12 protein-coding genes are annotated in these 16,510 nt (G+C 69.5%); 9 read left to right on the top strand and 3 right to left on the bottom strand.

The annotated features are described in order from the left end of the window. Positions 1-3: 3 nt before the first annotated feature. Together ACSFCA_RS29100 and baeS are read right to left on the bottom strand one after the other, a co-directional pair. Positions 4-705 (bottom strand): response regulator, encoded by a 702-nt coding sequence (locus ACSFCA_RS29100; protein ID WP_435477460.1) that lies wholly within the window; start codon positions 703-705, stop codon positions 4-6. Continuing rightward, complete coding sequence (gene baeS, locus ACSFCA_RS29095; RefSeq protein WP_435461989.1) at positions 702-2,087, bottom strand: sensor histidine kinase efflux regulator BaeS; 1,386 nt, start codon at positions 2,085-2,087, stop codon at positions 702-704. Before baeS ends, ACSFCA_RS29100 begins: the two co-directional genes overlap by 4 nt. A gap of 135 nt (positions 2,088-2,222) precedes the next feature. On the opposite strand from baeS, the gene ACSFCA_RS29090 reads away from it, so the two are divergent. The 3 genes from ACSFCA_RS29090 to ACSFCA_RS29080 are packed head-to-tail and all read left to right on the top strand — an operon-like array spanning position 2,223 to position 8,012. Beyond that, the gene (locus ACSFCA_RS29090; protein WP_258352587.1) at positions 2,223-3,413 is read left to right on the top strand and encodes an efflux RND transporter periplasmic adaptor subunit; all 1,191 of its coding nucleotides are present in this window, start codon (positions 2,223-2,225) and stop codon (positions 3,411-3,413) included. 13 nt (positions 3,414-3,426) lie between these two features. After that, the gene (locus ACSFCA_RS29085; protein ID WP_435461990.1) at positions 3,427-6,564 is read left to right on the top strand and encodes an efflux RND transporter permease subunit; all 3,138 of its coding nucleotides are present in this window, start codon (positions 3,427-3,429) and stop codon (positions 6,562-6,564) included. 5 nt (positions 6,565-6,569) lie between these two features. After that, a complete protein-coding gene (locus ACSFCA_RS29080; protein WP_435461991.1) occupies positions 6,570-8,012 on the top strand; it encodes an efflux transporter outer membrane subunit in 1,443 nt (480 codons plus the stop codon). Positions 8,013-8,027: 15 nt separating this feature from the next. On the opposite strand, the gene ACSFCA_RS29075 is transcribed toward ACSFCA_RS29080, so the two are convergent. Beyond that, on the bottom strand, positions 8,028-8,525 hold the full coding sequence (locus ACSFCA_RS29075) for a hypothetical protein (RefSeq protein WP_258352582.1): 498 nt from the start codon (positions 8,523-8,525) through the stop codon (positions 8,028-8,030). Between the two features lie 179 nt (positions 8,526-8,704). On the opposite strand from ACSFCA_RS29075, the gene ACSFCA_RS29070 reads away from it, so the two are divergent. The 6 genes from ACSFCA_RS29070 (at position 8,705) to ACSFCA_RS29045 (ending at position 16,472) form a co-directional block, all read left to right on the top strand. Beyond that, positions 8,705-10,237 (top strand): class I adenylate-forming enzyme family protein, encoded by a 1,533-nt coding sequence (locus ACSFCA_RS29070; RefSeq protein WP_435461992.1) that lies wholly within the window; start codon positions 8,705-8,707, stop codon positions 10,235-10,237. Positions 10,238-10,274: 37 nt separating this feature from the next. After that, entirely contained in the window at positions 10,275-11,735 is a 1,461-nt protein-coding gene (locus ACSFCA_RS29065; protein WP_435461993.1) for a sensor histidine kinase, read from the top strand. Beyond that, positions 11,720-13,090 (top strand): sigma-54-dependent transcriptional regulator, encoded by a 1,371-nt coding sequence (locus tag ACSFCA_RS29060; protein ID WP_435461994.1) that lies wholly within the window; start codon positions 11,720-11,722, stop codon positions 13,088-13,090. The genes ACSFCA_RS29065 and ACSFCA_RS29060 overlap by 16 nt, the downstream gene beginning before the upstream one ends. A 151-nt stretch (positions 13,091-13,241) precedes the next feature. Further along, complete coding sequence (locus ACSFCA_RS29055) at positions 13,242-14,039, top strand: hypothetical protein (protein WP_435461995.1); 798 nt, start codon at positions 13,242-13,244, stop codon at positions 14,037-14,039. Positions 14,040-14,058: 19 nt separating this feature from the next. Then, positions 14,059-15,318 carry an MFS transporter gene (locus ACSFCA_RS29050; protein ID WP_435461996.1) on the top strand — a complete coding sequence of 420 codons (1,260 nt, stop codon included), beginning with the start codon at positions 14,059-14,061 and terminating at the stop codon, positions 15,316-15,318. Next, positions 15,315-16,472 carry an SLC13 family permease gene (locus ACSFCA_RS29045; protein WP_435461997.1) on the top strand — a complete coding sequence of 386 codons (1,158 nt, stop codon included), beginning with the start codon at positions 15,315-15,317 and terminating at the stop codon, positions 16,470-16,472. The genes ACSFCA_RS29050 and ACSFCA_RS29045 overlap by 4 nt, the downstream gene beginning before the upstream one ends. Positions 16,473-16,510 lie beyond the last annotated feature (38 nt).

The raw sequence follows: 16,510 nt of genomic DNA, 5'->3' as shown, positions 1-16,510 counted from the left end.
CGATCAAGGCAGGTCGAGCCGGTACCCCACCCCATAGATCGACCGTATCAACTCCTGCCCCTGGCTCGCCGCGTCGAGCTTGCGGCGCAGGTTCTTCACATGGCTGTCGACCGCCCGATCGGTCACTGCGCGCTGGTCTGCATGCACATGGTCGAGCAGCTTGTCGCGCGACAGCACGCGGCCGCGTGCATCGGCCAGCGCCTTCAGCAGGCGAAACTCGATGGGCGTCAGCCCCAGCGGGGTGCCGTGCAGCGTCGCCTTGTACGTCTGCTCGTCGATCTGCAGGGGCGATGCCTCGCGCGACGCATAGCCGCTGCGGCGCAGCAGCGCCTTCACGCGCGCCACCACCTCGCGCGGGCTGAAGGGCGTCTTGCAGATGTAGTCGTCCGCGCCGATCTCGAGGCCCATCAGGCGGTCGGCCTCTTCGACGCGCGCCGTGAGCATGATGACGGGCACCTCGCTGAACAGCCGCAGTTCGCGGCACACGCTCATGCCGTCCTGGCCGGGCAGCATCAGGTCGAGCAGCACAAGGTCTGGCCGGCGGGTCTTCACGGAGGGCACAACCTCCAGCCCGTTGGCGATCCATTGCGAGGTGTAGCCCGAGGCCTGGAGGTAGTCGGCGAGCAGCGCGGCCATGCGCGGCTCGTCCTCGACGATCAGGATGTGTGCGGGTGAAGAAGCAGTTGCCATGGTCGTGTCGTTCATTGCGGTAGCCGCACCGCAATCCACAGCCCGCCCAGCGGCGAAGCCTTGGCCTCGATGGTGCCGCCATGCGCTTCCACGATGCTGCGGCAGATGGCCAGGCCGAGACCCGCGCCGCCGCTGGCGCGATTGCGTGAAGCCTCGCCGCGGAAAAAGCGCTCGAACAGGCGCGGCAGCAGCGCCGCGTCGACGCCCGGCGCCGAATCCATGAGATCGATCGCGATCTCGTTGCCGTCCTCGCGCGCCTCGATACGCAGCACGCCGCCCGCGTCGGTGTAGCGGCAGCTATTCAGCACGAGGTTGCTGAACAGCTGCTGCATGCGCCGTTCGTCGGCAAACATCATCAGCGGCTGCGCGGGCAGCACCAGCTCCAGCCGCAGGCCAGCCGAAGCCAGCCTTTCGCGGAACGAATCCACGCTCAGCTCCAGCAGCTCGCGCAGGTTGATGTCGGCCTTGCGGTACGCGAGCGCACCCACGTCGGCCATCGACAGGTCGTACAGGTCGGTCACCAGCTTGTTGAGCATGCCCACCTCGTGCTGCAGCGAGCGCACGGCCTGCGCGTCGAGGCGGCGCACGCCGTCTTCCATCGCCTCCAGCTCGCCGTGCAGCACGCCCAGCGGCGTGCGCAGCTCGTGCGACACGTCGGCCATGAACTCGCGGCGCATCCGCTCGTTGCGCTGCAAGGTGAAGGCCAGCGAATTGAAGTCGCGCGCCAGTTGTCCCACCTCATCGTGCGATGCCACTGCCACGCGGCTCGCGTAGTCGCCCGATGTCAGCCGGTGCGTGGCCGCCGCCACGCGCTTGACGGGCGCGAGCAGCACCCGCGCGATCCACCACGCGATGCCCGCGGCCAGCAGCACGCACAGGCTGCCGATGATCCAGCTCGCGCGCAGCTGGTTTTTCTGGAAGCGCTGGTCGCCGGCCTCGCTCACGCTCTGGAACGGCATCATGGCGACCCAGCCCACGGTCTTGCCGTCGACCACCACGGCGCGTTCAATGGCACCCTTGCGAATCTCCCTGAAGCCCACGATCACCCGCCTGTCCGTATCGAGCAGCGCGATGCGCAGCACGGCGCCCGTCAGGTCGGACACCAGCGCCGGCGTGCGCCCCGGCTCGAAGCGCTCGCCCGTGGCGGAAGGCGCGGGCCGCATGATCTCGAACCACGGGCGCGGGTCGTCTCTCAGGAAGTCCCAGCTGCCGTTCTGCCGGTAGGCCGCAACGGCATTCGGCAGCACGGCGTCGAGCCGCTCCACGCCCTGCTCGTTGAGGTAGCCGACGAAGCCGCGCTCGAAGTTCCAGCGCGAGGCGGCGCCCATCGCGACCACGGCCAGCACGGCGGTGGCCAGCACGGCAAGAAAGAGCTTGGTGGTGATGCTGATCTTCATGAAGGGCCACAAGATAAGCCAGATGAGGCCCGCGCGGTGTACTCCGTACCCATGGCCGTGCATGCCGCAGGGACCTCCACATTCGCTCCACATTCACTGAAGACCATGGATTCCAACCTGATTGGAATCCTGAACATGTCTTCCCGCTTCATCCGCACCGGCCTCGCGTGCGCCCTGGCCATCGGCCTGCTGGGCGCGATCGCGGGATGCTCCGGCTCTTCTTCCGCACCGCCCCAGCTCCCCGCCGCGCAAGTCGGCGTGGTCACCATCCAGCCCGAGAACCAGCCGATCACCACCGAGCTGTCGGGCCGCACCCGCGCCCGCCTGAGCGCCGAGATCCGCCCGCAGGTCGGCGGCATCGTGCAGCAGCGCCTGTTCGAAGAGGGCGCGCTGGTCAAGGCCGGGCAGGTGCTCTACCAGCTCGATCCTGCCAGCTACAAGGCGTCCTACGCCAGCGCGCAGGCAAGCGTCGCCAAGGCCGAGGCCACGGTCAACTCCGCGAAGGTCACCGCGCGCCGCAATGCCGAGCTCGCGAAGATCGAAGCCGTGAGCAGGCAGACCAGCGAAGACAGCCAGGCCACGCTGCAGCAAGCTGAAGCCGAGCTCGGCGTGGCCCGCGCCTCGCTCGACACGGCGCGCATCAACCTGGGCTTCACGCGCATCACCGCGCCGATCGCAGGGCGCATCGAAGCCTCGACGGTCACGCCGGGCGCGCTGGTCACGGCCAGCCAGACCACCGCACTCACCACGGTGCAGCAGCTCGACCCGATCCATGTCGACGTGACGCAATCGACCACCGAGCTGCTGCGGCTGCAGCGCGAACTGGCGGCCGGCACGCTCAAGAGCAGCGGCGACAAGAGCGAAGCCTCGGTGAAGCTGCTGCTGGAAGACGGCACGGTCTACGCCCATACCGGGCGCCTGCAGTTCGCGAGCGTCACCGTCAGCGAAGGCACGGGCGCGGTCACGCTGCGCATCCTGGTGCCGAACCCCGAGCGCACGCTGCTGCCCGGCATGTACGTGCGCGCCGTGCTCGAAGAGGGCGTGGCCGAACGGGCGCTGCTGGTGCCGCAGCAGGGCGTGACGCGCACGGCCAGCGGCGATGCATCGGCGCTGGTGGTCACTGCCGACAACAAGGTCGAGAAGCGCGCGCTGAAGGTGTCGCGCGCGGTCGGCAATCGCTGGCAAGTGACCGACGGGCTGAAGGCGGGCGAGCGCGTGATCGTCGAGGGCTCGCTCAAAGTCAAAGTGGGCGACACAGTGAAACCCGTGACCGCCGATACCACCGCAACGGTGGCCAGCGCGGCAAGCGTCGGCACCAGCCGCTGAGGAAGCAACGCACATGGCACGCTTCTTCATCGACCGGCCCATCTTCGCGTGGGTCATCGCCATCGTCATCATGCTTGCCGGCGGGCTGTCCATCGCCACGCTTTCGCTGGAGCAGTACCCCAACATCGCACCCACCAAGGTCTCCATCAACGCGACCTACCCGGGCGCATCGGCCAAGACCATCGAGGACTCGGTCACACAGGTGATCGAGCAGAAGATGAAGGGCCTCGACCGGCTCGTCTCGATGTCGTCGAGCAGCACTTCGTCGGGCACCGCACGCATCGAGCTCACCTTCGAAGCCGGCACCAACGCCGACGTGGCGCAGATGCAGGTGCAGAACAAGCTGCAGCAGGCCGAGTCGCAACTGCCGCAGTCGGTGCAGAGCCAGGGCGTGACGGTCACCAAGTCGGGCACCGACTTCCTGATGATCGTCTCGCTGGTCTCGCAGGACGGCAGCGCCTCGGCCACCGACATCGGCGACTACATCTCCAGCAGCCTGCTCGACGTGCTCAGCCGCATCGACGGCGTGGGCGACGTGCAGACGCTGGGCTCGGGCTATGCCATGCGCATCTGGCTCGACCCCGCCAAGCTGCAGAAGTATTCGCTGATGCCCTCGGACGTGACCAGCGCGCTCACCAGCCAGAACACCGAGGTCTCGGCCGGCCAGCTCGGCGCGCTGCCGGCGGCCGCGGGTCAGCGGCTTACCGCGACCATCACCGCGCGCAGCAAGCTGCGCACCGTCGACCAGTTCCGCGAGGTGATCGTCAAGTCGGACAGCAGCAGCGGCGCGATCGTGCGACTGGGCGACGTCGCGCGCATCGAGCTCGGCAGCGAGAGCTACACCGTCAGCTCGCGCTTCGACGGCAAGCCGTCGGGCGGCATGGGCGTGAAGCTGGCCACCGGCGCCAATGCGCTCACGGTGTCGAACGCGGTGAAGGCCAAGCTCGCGGAACTGTCGCCCTTCTTCCCCAACCAGATGAAGGCCGTGGTCGGCTACGACACCACGCCCTTCGTTCGCATCTCCATCGAGGAAGTGGCCAAGACGCTGGGCGAGGCGATGGTGCTGGTCGTGCTGATCATGTATCTCTTTTTGCAGAACCTGCGCGCCACGCTGGTGCCCGCCATTGCGGTACCGGTGGTGCTGCTGGGCACCTTCGGCGTGCTGGCGCTGCTGGGCTACTCGATCAACACGCTGACCATGTTCGGCATGGTGCTGGCCATCGGCCTGCTGGTGGACGACGCCATCGTGGTGGTGGAGAACGTCGAGCGGCTCATGACCGAGGAAGGGCTCTCGCCGAAGGAAGCCACGCGCAAGTCGATGCGCGAGATCACCGGCGCGCTGGTGGGCATTGCGCTGGTGCTGTCGGCGGTGTTCATTCCCATGGCTTTCTTCGGCGGCTCGACGGGCGTGATCTACCGTCAGTTCTCGGTGACCATCGTCGCGGCCATGCTGCTGTCGGTGCTGGTGGCGCTCACTCTGTCGCCGGCGCTGTGCGCCACGCTGCTCAAGCCCGTGGAGGCTGGCCATCATCAGGAGAAGCGCGGCTTCTTCGGCTGGTTCAACCGCAACTTCGAGCGCAATGCAGACCGCTACCGCTCGGGCGTCGGCGGCCTGCTGCGGCGCGGCAAGCGCAGCCTGCTGGTGTACGCGCTGCTGGTGGGCGTGCTGGCCGTGACCTTCATGCGCCTGCCCACCTCGTTCCTGCCCGACGAAGACCAGGGCACGCTGATGGCCCAGGTGAAGCTGCCCGCCAGCGCCACCGACGAACAGCTGCAGCAGACCATGAAGAGCTTCGAGCAATACCTGTCCTCGCAGAAAGAGGTTGCCCACTTCATCACGCTGACCGGCCTGAGCGGCGACCAGGCCACCGGCAATGCCTTCATCACGCTGAAGGACTGGAGCGAGCGCGATGGCAAGGCGCAGGACGCCGCATCGCTGTCGCGCCGCTTCACGATGGAGATGGCCGCGCGCACCAGCAACGCCAACGTGTTCGTCATGCTGCCGCCGGCCGTGCGCGGCCTGGGCTCGAACGCGGGCTTCGACGTGCAGCTGCAGGACCTGGGCGGCATCGGCCATGAGGCGCTGGCGCAGGCGCGCGAGCAATTCCTGGCCCTGGCCAAGAAAGACCCGGCGCTGAGCCAGGTGCGCAGCAACAACCTGGACGACACGCCGCAGTTCGCCATCGACATCGACGACCGCAAGGCTTCGGCGCTGGGCCTGTCGACCTCGGACATCAACGACACGCTGTCCAGCGCCATGGGCGGCAGCTACGTGAACGACTTCATCAACAACGGCCGCGTGAAGAAGGTCTACGTGCAGGCCGACGCACCCTTCCGCATGCAGCCCGACAGCGTGAACAGCTGGTACGTGCGCAACGCCAGCAGCGAGATGGTGCCGTTCTCGGCCTTCGCCAGCAGCCGCTGGACGTACGGCTCGCCGCAGCTGTCGCGCTACAACGGCATGTCGTCGTTCGAGCTGATCGGCGACCCAGCCGCGGGCGTGAGCTCGGGCGCGGCGATGGATGCGGTGGAAAACATCATGAAGCAGCTGCCGCAGGGCATCGGCTATGAATGGGCCGGCAGCTCGTATCAGGAACGCCTGTCGGGCTCGCAGGCGCCGCTGCTCTACGCGGTGTCGATTTTGTTCGTGTTCCTGTGCCTGGCCGCGCTGTACGAAAGCTGGTCGGTGCCGTTCTCGGTGATGCTGGTGGTGCCGCTGGGCGTTCTGGGCGCGGTGCTGGCGACGAAGCTGGCGGGGCTGTCGAACGACGTGTACTTCCAGGTGGGGCTGCTTGCTACGGTGGGCCTGTCGGCGAAGAACGCGATCCTGATCGTGGAATTCGCCAAGCAGCTTCAGGACGAAGGCGTTGCGCTGGTCGAGGCCACGCTGCAGGCCGTGCGCCTGCGGCTGCGGCCCATTCTCATGACCTCGCTGGCCTTCATGTTCGGCGTGCTGCCGCTGGCGCTGAGCACCGGCGCGGGCTCGGGCAGCCGCCGCGCCATCGGTGTGGGCGTGCTCGGCGGCATTGCGACAGCCACGGCGCTGGGCATCTTCTTCGTGCCGCTGTTCTTCGTCGTGATCCGGCGCTTCTTCGCGCAAAAGAAAAAACCCGCGGCGGCATCCACGCTGACCGCGCTGCCTGAGGCATGAACGCCATGACCCGAATTCATTTCAGACTCTCCGCACTCGTTGCAGCCGCGCTGCTGGCCGGCTGCGTCAACCTCGCGCCCGTGTACTCGCGGCCAGAAGCGCCGGTGCCCGCCACCTGGCCGGCCTCCACGGGTGCGAAGGAGGCCAAGGACGCGACCGTCTCCGCCACCACCGGCTGGCAGAGCTTCATCACCGACGACCGGCTGCGCCGCACCATTGCGCTCGCGCTGGCCAACAACCGCGACCTGCGCGTGGCGGTGCAGAACATCGAGAAGGCGCGCGCGCAGTACGGCGTGCAGCGCGCCGAGCTGTTCCCCAGCGTCTCGGCCACGGCAGGTGCCACGCGCGCGCGCACCTCGGCGGCAACGAGCAGCAGCGGCGAATCGTCCATCGGCTCGACCTACAGCGCGTCGCTGGGCTTCAGCAGCTACGAGCTCGACCTGTTCGGCCGCGTGCGCAACCTCAACGAGGCGGCGCTGCAGAGCTACCTGTCGACCGAGGCCACGACCCGCAGCACGCAGATCAGCCTAGTGGCGGAAGTCGCCTCGGCCTGGCTCACGCTGGCCGCGGACAACGAACGGCTGAAGCTCGCGCAGGACACGCTGGCCAGCCAGCAGCGCACCTATGCGCTGACCGGCCGCATGCATGAACTGGGCGCCAGCTCGGCGCTGTCGCTGGCCCAGGCGCAGACGACGGTGGATTCCGCGCGCGTGGACGTGGCCAGCTACACCGCGCAGGTGGCGCTCGACCGCAACGCGCTGGACCTGCTGGCTGGCGCCACCGTGCCGAGCGAGCTATTGCCGGCCGCAGGCATGGCCACGGCCAGCGCGCTGGTCGACGTGCCCGCGGGGCTGCCTTCGACGCTGCTGCAGCAGCGGCCCGATGTGCTGGCCGCCGAGCACACGCTGCAGGGCTCGAACGCCGACATCGGCGCGGCGCGCGCGGCCTTCTTTCCGAGCATCTCGCTGACCGCGAGCTCAGGCTCGTCGAGCACGGCGCTGTCGGGCTTGTTCAAGGGCGGCAACAGCACCTGGAGCTTCGCGCCGTCGGTCAGCCTGCCGATCTTCAACGCCGGCAGCAACCGCGCCAGCCTCGACTCGGCAAAGGCGCAGCGCGAGATCGACCTCGCCACCTACGAGAAGACCGTGCAGACCGCGTTCAAGGAAGTGGCCGACGCGCTGGCCACGCGCGGCTCGATCGGCGAGCAGATCGCGGCTCAGCAGTCGCTGGTCGATGCCACGCAGAAGAGCTACACGCTGTCGAACGCGCTCTACCGCAGCGGCAGCTACAGCTTTCTCGAAGTGCTGGACGCGCAGCGCTCGCTGTACACAGCGCAGCAGACGCTGATCACGCTGCGCCTGTCGGAGCAGAGCAACCGCATCACGCTCTACAAGGTGATAGGCGGTGGGGACACGGTGCGGGCCGAGACCACAGCGTCGGCACGCTGACCGCCCCGGAGTCCGTCAGCCGCGCGTGGCGTTCTCTTTCATCTTCGCCAGCGCGATGGCAATGGCCGCGCCGCCCAGTGTCTTGATCAGCCCCGAGTGCTGCGCGTAGAACTGGCTCACCTCGTCGATGACGCCCGCATGCTGCTGCTCGGCATGCGTGGCGATCTCGGTCACCTGCGCGGGCGACAACTGCGAGGCCTGGTCGGGCGTGACCTGCGTCTGCCCCGGCTGCAGCACGCGCCCGAGCACGCCGCCGGCCAGTGCCGAGGCTGCCGCCGGGCCCAGCGTGGCCAGGATCTGGTTGAGCACACCGGCCTGCTGCGCGGGCGACGACTGGCCGAACAGCTTGCCGACCATGTCGCCGAAAGGCGGCGTCTGATCCGAGCGCATGGCCGCGGCGAGCCCCGCGCCAAGCTCGCCGGGCGAGGCGTGCTGCGCGACCTGGTCGATGTGGGCCTCGGCGTTGTTGCTGTTGTTGCCGATGGCCTGCTGGAGGATGTCGAGTAAACCCATGGTGAGCTCCTTGATGGTCGGGCATGGTCGCCCCGCCTTCCTGATCGGCAACTGACGGCGCTGTGTCCTGCACCGGCAGGCGTCGCCCAGGCGCTGGCCATGCGCGACGGGTCCGCTATCCTGCCGGCTGGCCAAGATGAAGGACTGACTCTCCCATGCACCCCGCTGTTCAAGCCTCTATGGAACGCAGTTTCGGCGCCATCGCCGATCTGGTTCGCCTCCACGCACAACACATACCCGACCACGCCGCGCTGGCGGATGCCGGCCGCACGCTGGACTACCGCGCGCTCGACGCGCTGATGGACCGCGTCGCGGCCAGCCTGCAGCGCGACGGGCTCAAGGCGGGTGACGCCATCGCCATCTGCGCCTCGTCGTCGGTGAACTACGCGGCCGTGTTCCTGGGCGCGCTGCGCGCGGGCGTCGCGGTGGCCCCGTTGGCGCCTGGCTCCACGCCCGCCAGCCTGGCCCGCATGATCGAGGACGCCGACGCGCGCATCCTGTTCAGCGACGCCTCGGCCACCGAGGTGATCGGCCCCGCGAAGGACGGCGGCATTGCACGCGTCGCGCTCGACGGCTCGCAGGTCGGCCGCGACATCGAAGGCTGGCTGGCACCGGCCGGTTCGCAGCCCGAGGCCGCCGAGGTGCAGCCAGCGTGGGCCTTCAACATCATCTATTCGTCGGGCACCACCGGCGAGCCCAAGGGCATCGTGCAAGGCCACGGCATGCGCTGGTCCCATGTGCAGCGCGGCGCCAGGTACGAATACAGCACTGACACCGTCACGCTGCTGTCGACGCCGCTCTACTCCAACACCACGCTGGTGGTGTTCTTCCCCACTCTGGCCTTCGGCGGCTGCGTGGTGCTGATGCCCAAGTTCGACGCGCTCGGCTACCTGCAGCTGGCCGAGAAGCGCCGCGTGACGCACACCATGCTCGTGCCGGTGCAGTACCAGCGGCTGATGGCGCACCCGCGATTCGACGAGCACGACCTGTCTTCCTACAAGTTCAAGTTCAGCACCAGCGCGCCCTTCAACGCCGCGCTCAAGGCCGACGTGCTCAAGCGCTGGCCCGGCGGGCTGATCGAGTTCTACGGGATGACCGAGGGCGGCGGCACCTGCATCCTGGAAGCTCACCTGCACCCGACCAAGCTGCACACGGTGGGCCAGCCCGCCGAGGGCAGCGACATCCGCCTGATCGACGAGGAAGGCAACGAGCTGCCGCGCAACAACACCGAGGTGGCCGGCGAGGTGGTGGGCCACTCGGGCGGCATGATGACCGGCTACCACCGCCAGCCCGAGAAGACGCGCGAGGCCGAGTGGTTCGACGCCACCGGCAAGCGCTTCATCCGCACCGGCGACGTGGGCCGCTTCGACGCCGACGGCTTCCTCACGCTGTTCGACCGCAAGAAGGACATGATCATCAGCGGCGGCTTCAACATCTACCCGAGCGACCTCGAGACCGTGCTGCGCGGCCATGCGGCGGTGGCCGACGTGGCGGTGGTCGGCGTGCCGTCGGAGCAATGGGGCGAGACGCCGGTGGCCTTCGTGGTGCGCCGCGAGGGCGACGCCACGAGCGAAGACGCGCTGCTGCAATGGACCAACGCCCAGCTCGGCAAGACGCAGCGCCTGGCGCGGCTGAGCTTCATCGACGAGCTGCCGCGCAGCGCCATCGGCAAGGTGCTCAAGCGCGAACTGCGCGAACGTGACCACGGCTGATGCGCCGCGGCCCGAAGGCGGAGCAGGATCGCGGCAGATGAAATCCCTGCGCGGTCAGTTGCTGTTCTTCTGGGTGCTGTTGTTCGGCATGTGCGCCGCGCTGGCGGTGGTGATGCTCACGCTGTACCGCAGCAGTGCGGGCGCGCAGGTGGCGGCGGGGCGCACGGCCACCGAGCAGTCGTGCCGGGCCATCGCCGCGCGCTATGCCAGGTCGGCCACCGCACCCGCCCCCGCACAACCCCAGGTCGACCTGCTGCAGGTGCTGCTGCAGCTGGTGCTGGTCGAGGCGCCGCACGTCGAAGGCGGCGTGTGGCAGGCCGGTGGCGGCCAGCTGGCCTACGCCTACCCAACCTACGAAGGCAGCGGCGTGAAGCGCGACGTGCCTGCCGCCGAGCAGCCGCTGATCGCCGAGATGGCGCAGCTCGCGGCCCGCACGCAACAGCCGCAGACCGACGTGGTGCGCGGCAGCCGCGAGGCGCTGATCGTCGCGGCCTGCCCGCTGGCGGCGCCGGGCAACGACCTGGCGGCCTGGACCATGACCCGTACCAACGGCGGTGCGTTGGCTGCGCAGGACAGCCTGCGCACCGGGCTGGGCGTGTTGCTGCTGCTGGTGCTGGCTTCGGGCCTGTGGCTGGGCTTCATCCTGCTGCGCGGGCTGCGCCACGTGCAGCGCCTGGAAAACCGGCTGGTGCAGGCCGATGCCGACGGCGGCGCCATGCCCGAGCTGCCGCGCACCGGCGTGCGCGAGCTCGACCGCATCGTCGACGGCTTCAACCACTACCGCCTGCGCTTCGAGGAGGCCCGCGCCCACCTGCGCGTGGCCGCCCAGCAGCGCAGCCGCGACCAGCGGCTGGCGGCGCTGGGCCGCATGACGGGCGGCATCGCGCACGAGATCCGCAACCCCATCGCCACCATGCGGCTGAAGGCCGAGAACGCGCTGGCCGCCACGCCCGAGAAGCAGGGCGAGGCACTGCGCGTGATCGTCGGGCAGATCGACCGGCTCGATGGGCTGGTGCAGAGCCTTCTTGCGCTCGTGCAGCCGGTGACGCTGGCACCGCTGCAGGTCGACTTGCATCGCTGGCTCGAAGAGCGCGTCGCGGCCGTCGCCAACAAGTCCGGTGCGGCAAGCGTGCAGGTAGCGTTGCGGCATGACGGACCTGCGCAGGCCGTGTTCGACCCGGTGCATCTGGCGCGCGCGGTCGACAACCTGCTCGACAACGCGGTGCGCCACGCGCCGCGCGGCGGCCACGTCGTGCTCTCGGCCCTTCAGCCCGATGCGCGCACGCTGGCCATCCGCGTGGACGACGACGGCCCCGGCGTGCCCGAATCGCTGCAGGCCAGCCTGTTCGAGCCCTTCGCCACCGGCCGCGCCGACGGCACCGGGCTGGGCCTGGCGCTGGCACGCGAAGTGGCGCTGGCGCACGGCGGCGACTTGCATCATGTGCCGCTGACACCGGGCACCCGCTTCGAACTGGAACTTCCATGGCGCACCTCCTGATCGTCGACGACGACAACGCGTTTCGCGACACGCTGGCCGAGACGCTGCAGGGCCTGGGCCACGAGACGGTCGCCGTCGCCAGCGGCAACGAGGCCATCGAGGCGCTGTCGCGCGAGCGCTTCGATGCCGTGTTCCTCGACCACCGCATGCCCGGCATGGACGGCCTGCAGACGCTTGCGGCCCTGCAGGCGCGCATGGCGCGGCTGCCGCCGGTGATCGTGCTCACCGCGTTCTCGAGCGCGGGCAACACCATCGAGGCGATGCGGCTGGGCGCCTTCGACCACCTGGCCAAGCCGATCAGCCGCGAGGCGGTGCGCGAGGTGCTGGAACGCGCGCTGCAGCGGCAGACGGCGGCCTCACCGTCTACCAGCAACACCGGGGACGACGACGACGGCGACCTGATCGGTCCGAGCCAGGCGATGCGCGAGGTGCACAAGCGCATCGGCCTGGCCGCGGCCAACGCGATGCCGGTGCTGGTGCTCGGCGAGACGGGCACCGGCAAGGAAATGGTGGCGCGCGCCTTGCACCGCTACTCGGCCCGCGCCGAACGCCCCTTCGTGGCCGTCAACTGCTCGGCCATTCCGAAGGAGTTGCTCGAAAGCGAGCTCTTCGGCCACGTGCGCGGCGCCTTCACCGGTGCCACCGGCGAGCGGCCCGGCTGCTTTCGCGCGGCCGACGGCGGCGTGCTGCTGCTCGACGAGATCGGCGACATGGCGCTGGACGTGCAGGCCAAGATATTGCGCGCGCTGCAGGAGGGCGAAGTCACGCCGCTGGGCAGCCACAAGACGGTGAAGGTCGACGTGCGCGTGGTCGCCGCGACCCACCGCGACCTGGCCGCCGCCGTGCGCGAGGGGCGCTTCCGGGAAGACCTGCTGTACCGGCTCGACGTGCTGTCGATCCGCATGCCGCCGCTGCGCGAGCGTCTGGCGGACATCATTCCGCTGGCGGAGCACTTCCTGAGCCGCGCGGCGATGTCCGATGCGTCCCATTCGCCGGACGCGCCCAAGGCGCTGTCGGCCGAGGCGGCGCAGCGACTGCTGAGCCACCCGTGGCCGGGCAACGTGCGCGAACTGCGCAACGTGATGGAGCGCTGCCACGCGCTGGTGCGGCACCGCGTGATCGGCGGCGTGGACCTGGACCTCGCGCTCGGTGCCTCGCCGCGCGGCGCAGCCCCCGACACGCTGCCTGCCGACTGGCTCGAGGGCGAGCTGCCCGCCGCCGTCGAAAGGCTCGAGCGCCTGCTGATCGCCCACGCGCTCGAGCAGACGCGGGGCAACCGCGCCGAAACGGCGCGCCGGCTGGGCATTCACCGGCAGCTGCTGTATCGAAAGCTGGCGCAGTACGGGCTCGAATGAGCCGCAGGTGTCCGCAAACCGGACACCCGGTGTCTCCGGATCATGCGATGGCAAGCTGCCAAACACACGCAAGTTGTTGATTTAAAAGGATTCATGCGCTGGCACGTTGTGTGAGATGTCCTTGGGCATCCATCCACACAAGGAGCTGACCATGACACCCCGTATCACCTTCATCGCCGCCGCCTGCCTGCTGGCCGGCAGCGCCGCCTTCGCCCAGATGCCGCCCCCACCATCGGGCGGACCGCTCCCCCCGCAGCGGCCCGGCGCCACCGCGCCACTGCCACACGCCGTGCCGACAGCGGGCACGGTCGCCAGCGGCCGCGTGCAGCAATGGCTGCTCAACCCGAACGGCGAGGCCGACGGGCTGCTGCTGGCCGACGGCACGCAGGTCGCATTTCCGCCGCACCTCTCGGCTGCAGTGATGCAGATACTCAGGCCCGGCGATACGGTGCAGGTCAGCGGCTGGCGCGCGCCCAGCGTGCCGGTGGTGCGCATGCAGTCGCTCGCTGCCAACGGCCGCAGCGTGACCGACGAGCCGCCGGTGCCCGGCATGGCCCCGCCGCCGCGCGAGCCGGGCGCGCTCGTTGCCCTGTCGGCGGGCGGGCGCATCGATCGCCTGCTGTACACCGACCGTGGCGACGTGCACGGCGTGCTTCTCGCGGACAAGACCACCGTGCGCTTTCCGCCGCACATCGGCGCGATGTACGGCGCGCAGCTGCAGCCTGGCGCCCAGTTCCATGCGCGCGGCTGGGGCACGCGCGGCGCACAGGGCACGGCGCTGGAGGCCACCAGCATGGGTCCGACCGCGGACACGGTGCGCGAGGTGTTCGGGGGCCCGGGGCTGGAGCCTGCACACCGAGGCCCCGGCGGTCTCCGCGGCCCGAGGGGCGCCGGCCCCGCGCCATACGCGCCGCTGATGGCGCCACCGACCCCGATGCCGGCATCCTGATCTTCCAGCCCAGCCTGCCATGACCTCCTCCGCCGCACCTTCGCGCCGCAGCCTGCGCGCACTCGACGCACTGGCCTTCTTTGCGCCCGACATCCAGGGCGGCGTCGGTCCGTTCCTGATCGTCTTCATGGCCAGCACGCTGGCCTGGGACCCGCAGCGCATCGGCACCGTGATGTTCGTCTCGGCGCTGGTGGGGCTGCTGGTGCAGGCGCCGGCCGGCGCGCTGATCGACAGCGCGCGGCACAAGCCGCGCTGGATCGCCGGGGCCATCGCACTTATTGCTGCGTGCCTCGTGGTCATGGCGAACTGGCCGGGCTACGGTGTGATCCTGGCGGGCCAGTCGCTCATCGGCGCGGCGGGCACGCTGGTGGCGCCCGCCATTGCGGCCGTCAGCCTCGGCATGGTGGGCCGCGCCGGACTGGACGCCCGCGTCGGCCGCAACGCCGCAATCACAGCGGCCGGCACGGTGCTGTGGGCGCTGGGCACCGGCTGGGTGGGCCACGCGTTCGGCCCGCATGCCATGTTCTTCTACGCGGTGGCGATGGCGTTGCCGACCATGGCAGCGGCCATGCTGATCCGGCAGCGCGACGTCGATCCACGACTGGCGCGCGGCGCCGATGCCGATCACGAAGCCGACGCGCCGCGTTCCACCGCACGCTGGTACGACCGCCGTTTCATCGTGCTGCTGGTCTGCGCTTTTCTGTTCCACCTGGCCAACGCCGCCATGCTCACGCTGGTGGCGCAGAAGGTCGGCACGCAGGCCGGCACCTCGGCCACGCTGTGGCTGTCGGGCGGCGTGATCGTCACGCAGCTGGTCACCATTCCGATTGCCCTGGCGGTCGGGCGCTGGGCGCCGCGACTGGCGCGCAAGCCGATCTTCCTGGTCGGCTTCGCGGTGCTGCCGGTGCGCGGGCTGCTGTACCTGCTGGCCGACAGCCCGGCCGCGCTGCTGTCGCTGCAGGTGCTGGACGGCATCGGCGCGGGCATCTTCGGCGTGATGCTGACCTTGATGATCGGCGACATCACGCGCGGCAGCGGGCACTTCAACTTTGCGCTGGGCATCGGCGCAGCCTGCGTGGGGCTGGGCGCGGCGCTCAGCAATCTGGTGGCGGGCACGGTCGCGCACCTGGCCGGCTACGGCACGGCCTTCGTGATGCTGGCGGGCATCGCGGCCGCTGCGCTGACGCTCTTTGCGCTCGCAATGCCGGAAACTCGCGACCGGCGCCGTTCGATGGCGAACGCGCCGGCCGCCTCCGCACTGACCACCGCCGTTCCATGACCAAAGACTCCGTGTCCACCCTGTCCTCTTCGTCCGCCGCTTCCGAGGCCGACGCTCCCGCAACCCACGAAGGCGGCGGAAACGGCCTGCTCTGGGTGCTGGTGGCGGTGGCGGTGCTGTTCGCCTTTGTGCGCCCGCGCGCGCCGATGGACTGGCTCAAGCTGATCGACTGGCAGACTGTGGGGGCCCTGGCCGGGCTGCTCGCCATCACGCAGGGCGTGGAAAAGAGCGGCATGCTGCAGTCGGCCGCCCAGCGGCTGCTGGCGCGCACCACCAATCTGCGCCAACTGGCGCTGCTGCTCACCGCCACGGCCGCCGTGCTGTCGGCACTGGTCACCAACGACGTGAGCCTGTTCCTGCTGGTACCTCTCACGCGCGTGCTGGCCACGCAGGCGCACCTGCCGCTGGCGCGGCTGGTGGTGCTCCAGGCGCTGGCGGTGAACGCGGGCTCCGCGCTCACGCCCATCGGCAATCCACAGAACCTGTACCTGTGGCACCGCACCGGGGAGAGCTTCGGTGGCTTCATGCTCATGATGGCGCCCACCGTGCTCGTCATGCTGTTCTGGCTGTTCGTGGCCGTGTGGCTGCTGGTGCCGCGCACGGCCATCGCGCTCAAGCCGGCCGCCGAGGCTGCACCGGTGCAGCCGAGGCTGCTGGCGCTGTCGGGCGTGCTGTTCGTGGGTTTCGTCGTCGCGCTCGATCGGCACTGGCTGCTGGCTGGCCTGGTGGTGGTGTTCGTCGCCTATCTGCTGTTCCAGCGCCGCGTGCTGCTGGGCGTCGACTGGGCGCTGCTGGCGATCATCGCGCTGATGTTCGTCGACCTGCGCCAGCTGGCCGAACTGCCGGCCGTGGCTACGCTGGTGGGCCAGTGGCCGATTGCCGAGGGCTGGCGCGCGTACCTCGCGGCCATCGTCACCTCTCAGTTCATCAGCAACGTGCCGGCCACCATCCTGCTGGACCGCTACGTGCACGACCTGCCCGCGCTGGCGGCGGGGGTGAGCGTGGGCGGCTTCGGCTGCGTGCTGGGCTCGCTGGCCAACCTCATCGCGCTGCGGCTGGCCAAGGTGCCGCACGGGTTGCGCGAGTTCCATCGCATCGGCATTCCCTTCCTGATCGTGTGCGCGGCATCCGCAGTGCTGCTGCGGCTCGGTTGATTGCGCTTTCTGCTTCACAAACATACTGACAAAGGACA

Source organism: Variovorax multivorans, from assembly GCF_051216835.1.
Taxonomy (GTDB): domain Bacteria; phylum Pseudomonadota; class Gammaproteobacteria; order Burkholderiales; family Burkholderiaceae_C; genus Variovorax.
This window is presented reverse-complemented; position numbering and strand designations above follow the sequence as displayed.